General features: G+C 72.8%; 5 protein-coding genes and 1 pseudogene. 5 read left to right on the top strand and 1 reads right to left on the bottom strand.

What is annotated here, in order from left to right; translation table 11 throughout:
- The 3 genes and pseudogenes from AB0M20_RS28535 to AB0M20_RS28525 all read left to right on the top strand — a co-directional run.
- Positions 1–78, top strand: a pseudogene (locus tag AB0M20_RS28535) (replication/maintenance protein RepL); the annotation flags it as partial.
- A 68-nt stretch (positions 79–146) separates the two neighbouring features.
- The gene (locus tag AB0M20_RS28530; protein ID WP_364303382.1) at positions 147–1,514 is read left to right on the top strand and encodes a PH domain-containing protein; all 1,368 of its coding nucleotides are present in this window, start codon (positions 147–149) and stop codon (positions 1,512–1,514) included.
- A gap of 9 nt (positions 1,515–1,523) precedes the next feature.
- Positions 1,524–1,913: a hotdog domain-containing protein gene (locus tag AB0M20_RS28525; RefSeq protein ID WP_364303380.1), complete on the top strand. Its 390-nt coding sequence runs from the start codon at positions 1,524–1,526 to the stop codon at positions 1,911–1,913.
- A gap of 69 nt (positions 1,914–1,982) precedes the next feature.
- Here AB0M20_RS28525 and AB0M20_RS28520 read toward each other — a convergent pair whose 3' ends face one another.
- The gene (locus AB0M20_RS28520; RefSeq protein ID WP_364303378.1) at positions 1,983–2,921 is read right to left on the bottom strand and encodes a carbohydrate kinase; all 939 of its coding nucleotides are present in this window, start codon (positions 2,919–2,921) and stop codon (positions 1,983–1,985) included.
- 97 nt (positions 2,922–3,018) lie between these two features.
- On the opposite strand from AB0M20_RS28520, the gene AB0M20_RS28515 reads away from it, so the two are divergent.
- Positions 3,019–3,765 carry a hypothetical protein gene (locus AB0M20_RS28515; protein ID WP_364303376.1) on the top strand — a complete coding sequence of 249 codons (747 nt, stop codon included), beginning with the start codon at positions 3,019–3,021 and terminating at the stop codon, positions 3,763–3,765.
- Between the two features lie 55 nt (positions 3,766–3,820).
- On the top strand, positions 3,821–4,627 hold an 807-nt coding region (locus AB0M20_RS28510), incomplete at its 3' end, for an aminopeptidase P N-terminal domain-containing protein (RefSeq protein ID WP_364303374.1).

Genomic DNA, 4,627 nt, shown 5'->3' with positions numbered 1-4,627 from the left:
GTCTATAAAGGCTCTCAGAGGCTCATAGACGAAGAAAGTGGAGAAGTCATAGAGGTAGACAAGTTATACCGTAAACGCAGGGGCCGGGGTTCTCCGCCCTTGCCGAAGGCTCAGCGGCCGGTAGTGGCACTGAGCCGAGGAAGCGGCTGCATCCGCTGAGCCCGGTCCTGCACGGCGCCAAGTCGATCGTGGTGATCGTGGTCGCGCTGTCGTGGCAGACGCTCGCGCAGATCGGCTTCGAGAAGTTCGCCCTGGTCGTGCTGGCGCTCGCGGTGGCCGTGGTGATCTTCTCGCTGATCAACTGGCTGAACACCGGCTACCACGTCGTCGGCCGTGAGCTGCGCATCCAGGACGGCCTGCTCTGGCGCCGCAACCGGGCCATCCCCCTGGAGCGTCTGCAGGCCGTGGAGCTGCGGCGGCCGTTGCTGGCGCAGCTCACCGGCCTGGCCGAGCTGCGGCTCGAGGTCGTCGGCGGCGGCAAGACCGAGGCGCCGCTGGCCTTCCTGACGGTCCGGGACGCCGCGGCGCTGCGGGAACGGCTGCTCGCGCTCGCCGGGCGTACCGCAGGGGTGGAGAACGGCCCGGCGGTCGCCGCCCCCGGCGCGCCCGCCCTGGAACGCCCGATGTTGCGCGTGCGCAACCGCGACGTGGTGATCAGCCAGCTGCTCACGCCGCAGGCGTTCTTCCTGCCGTTCGGTGTGGCGTTCGTGGTCATGCAGTTCGTGCTGGAGGGGGCGTGGACGTTCATCGGGATCGCGTCGACGTTCACGGCGATGGCCGGTGTGCTGCTCCAGCCGGTGCGGCGGGTGCTGCAGGACTGGGATTTCCGGCTGGCCCGTGACGCCGGCGGCCGGCTGGTGGTGCGCTACGGGCTGCTGGAGACGCGCAGCCAGGTGGTGCCGCTCAACCGGGTGCAGTCGGTGGGCGTGACGTGGCCGCTGCTCTGGCGTGGCAAGCGCTGGCTGCACCTGCGGCTGGACATCGCCGGGTACGCGGGCCCGGGCAACGGCAACGACAAGCGCTCCGACCGGCTGCTCCCGGTCGGCGACAACGACACCGGCCGCGCGCTGGTGTGGGACGTGCTGCCCGGCGTCGACCTGATGGCGCTGCCGACCACCCCGCCGCCGGACCGGGCCCGGTGGCTGCACCCGTTCGCGCTGCGCCGGCTGGGCGCCGGCCTGCATCCCGAGGTGTTCGTGACCCGGTGGGGCCTGCTCACCCGCGAGCTGTCCCTGGTCCCCTACGCCCGCCTGCAGAGCGTCCGGGTCATCCAGGGCCCGATCCAGCGCCGGCTGGGCCTGGCCACCGTCTACGCCGACACGGCCGGCGGGCGGGCCGGCGTGGCCCACGACCGCGACCTGCGCGAGGCCTGGGCGCTGGCCGACGAGCTGGCCGAGCGCGCCCGGGTCGCCCGCGGCCCGGCCCCGCTGATGACCGGCGAGGTCGCGCCCACGGCGGCCGGCGCGGTCGAGTCCGCGGCCGGCGAGGACCACTCGATGTGGCAACGCCCGTAGGATCCGGGCATGGACATCCCGGAGTTCGCCCCCGGCCTCAGCGCCAAGCTGGAGCTGACCGTCACGGACGCCGACACCGCGCAGTCCCTGGGCTCCGGCGACGTGCCGGTGCTCGGCACCCCACGGGTGCTGGCCCTGGCCGAGGCGGCCACGGTGGCGGCCACCGCGCGGCAGCTGCCCGGCGGTCTGACCACGGTGGGCACCCGCGCCGAGGTCGATCACCGGGCGCCCACCCCGGTCGGCCGCACCGTGCAGGTCACGGCGACGCTGGCCAAGGTGGACGGCCGCAAGCTGACCTTCGAGGTGACGGTGACCGACGGCGAGGCGGTGGTCGCCGAGGTCCGCGTCGAGAGGGCCCTGCTCGACCGTCAACGCTTCATCGAGAAGGCCCTCGGATAGCGCCAAGCAAAATAGTGGTAGCCCACAGACGCATTCCACGGGCGCAAAGGCGCGTGGGCTACCACTTCGTCAGACCAGGGCGCCCCAGCGGGCGGTGAGCTCCTCGTTCGTCGGCATCGCGGTCGCGCCGCCGTGCCGCTCGCAGACCAGGCCGGCGACCGCGAGGGCGAAGCGGAGGTTGCGCTCCCAGCCGGACACGCCGGGCGGCATCCCGTCGGCGAGCAGGCGCCGGATCAGCGCGCCCATCACCGAGTCGCCGCCGCCGGTCGCGTCCACGGCGTTCACCGCCGGCGCGGGCAGCATCGCGCCGCCGTCGTGCGCGGCCACGTACGCGCCCTTGGCCCCGCAGGTCAACAAGACGCCCCTGGCCCCGAGCTTGAGCACCCGCTCGGCGGCGGCCGGCGCCGCGGCGCCGTCGTAGAGCACCTCGGCGTCGGCCAGGCTCATCTTGACCAGGTCGGCGGTGGCGAAGAACTCCTCGACGAGCGTGCGCAACGCGTCCACCGCGGCGGCGTCCGGCAGCAGCGTCGGCCGCACGTTGGGGTCGAACACCTTCAGCGGGCCGTCCACCTGCCAGGCCGCCCGCCCCGCGGACCGGAACGGCTCGCGCAGCAGGGCGATCGAGCCGGTGTAGACGACGTCGGCGCCGGCCAGCAGCCCGGCGTCCAGATCGGCGGCCTCGAGCAGCGAGTACGACGGCGGTTCGCCGTAGAAGGTGAAGGTCGGCTCGGCGCCCTCGAAGGTGGTGACCGCCAGCGTGGTCGGCACCTGCACCCGCTTCAGCAGCCGCACCCCGACCCCGGCGGTACGCAGGAACTGGGCGATCCGGTCACCGAGGATGTCGTTGCCGAGCGTGCCGGCGAACTGCACGTCCCCGCCGAGCCGGGTGGCGCCGACCGCGACGTTCAGCGGACCGCCCCCGATCGCCTGGCGGTAGATCAACTCGCCGTCCTGGCCGGTCTCCAGCAGATCGACGAGCGACTCCCCCATGACGACCGCGTAGCCCATGCCGCGCTCCTCTCGTTGCCGCTAAGCCTTACGCCCGGCCGCGCAAAAAGCCAGGGGGATGCTCGCCTGTTTAGTCCGATTTTGACATGATCTCGAAGTGCGCCGCCTCGTGATCCTCGCCCTGCCCGTCGTGCTCACCGGCTGCGCCGGGTCCACCCCGTCCGAGCCGTTCCGGCCGGTCGAGCCGATCGCCGAGCCGGCGCCGATGTCCACGGGCGGGCTGTTCGGGCCGGACGACATGGCGATGCCCGAGACGCTCGCCTCCGGCACGTTCACCGAGGACGGGACGACCGCGATCACCTTTGACCCGCGGATCGTGCCGGTGGGCGCAACCGCGCAGGTGACGACGGCCCGGGTGGCGAGCGGGATCACGGTGCGGCTGGCGGTGACCGGGATGCTGCCGCGGCGCACCTACGGCGCACATCTGCACACCAAGCCGTGCACCCCGGACCCGGCCGCGGCCGGCCCGCATTACCAGCATGAGCAGTCACCGACGCCGTCCGCCTCCACGCCGGCCCCCTCGAAGCAGGCCTCCGCCAAGCCGACTCCCTCCAAGTCGGCCACCTCCAAGCCGGCCACCTCCAAGCCGGCCACCTCCACGCCGTCCGGATCCGCGTCGCCATCCGGCCCCGACCCCGCCTACGCCAATCCCGAGAACGAGGTGTGGCTGGACTTCACCGCCGACCGGGAGGGGGCGGCCACCGCGACGGCGGTGCAGGAGTGGGCCTTCGACGAGCTCACGCCGCCACGCTCGGTGATCGTGCACATGACGCGAACGCGTACCGAACCGGGCCTGGCAGGAACCGCCGGCGAGCGCGTGGCCTGCCTCACCCTGCCGGGCTGACCCGTCCGGCATTGATACGGTCAGGGTGGGACGCGAAGGAACGGGAGGACCCACCATGGCCGAGTCGCAGCAGGCGCAACCGGCGGTCAAGACCGAGTCGCACGACCCCGACTACCCCGAGGCGTTCCTGGAGTTCATGCGCGGCGGCTGGCGGGAGGACGCGCTCGCCGTGACGCCGCTGCCCGAGGGCCCGAACTACGCCAAGCGCCGCGCCGAGCTCTCCGCCGCCTTCCCGGGCGAGACGCTGATCATCCCGAGCGGCAACGAGAAGGTCCGGGCCAACGACACCGACTACCACTTCCGCCCCGGCAGTGATCACGTCTACCTGACCGGTGACCGCGACCCCGACAGCGTTCTGGTGCTCAAGCCGACCGGCTCGGGCCACGACGCGATCCTCTACACCAAGCAGCGCAACTCCAAGGACACCGACGCGTTCTTCCGCAGCCGCGACGGCGAGCTGTGGGTCGGCCGCCGGCACACGCTGGCCGAGAAGTCGACGGAGCTGGCCGTCGAGACCGCGCCCTACGGCGACCTGGGCCGGGCGCTGGCCGACTGCGCGCCGGCGCGTACCCGTGTCCTGCGCGGTCTCGACCCGGCAGTCGACCGCGCGGTGCTCGCCTACGAGCCCGACCCGTCGGTGCGCCGCGACCGTGACCTGGCCCGGGTGATCTCCGAGCTCAAGCTGGTCAAGGACGAGTGGGAGATCGCGCAGCTGCAGGAGGCGATCGACGCCACGGTGCACGGCTTCGAGGACGTCGCCCGGGTCCTGCCGGCCGACCGCCCGGTCAAGGAGCGCCTGCTGGAGGGCGTCTTCGGCCTGCGCGCCCGGCACGACGGCAACGACGTCGGCTACAGCTCGATC

Origin of the sequence: Actinoplanes sp. NPDC051633 (assembly GCF_040681735.1) — a bacterium.
Lineage (GTDB): Bacteria > Actinomycetota > Actinomycetes > Mycobacteriales > Micromonosporaceae > Actinoplanes.
Note: the sequence above shows the minus strand (reverse complement) of the source record. Positions and strands in the feature narration are given on the sequence as shown.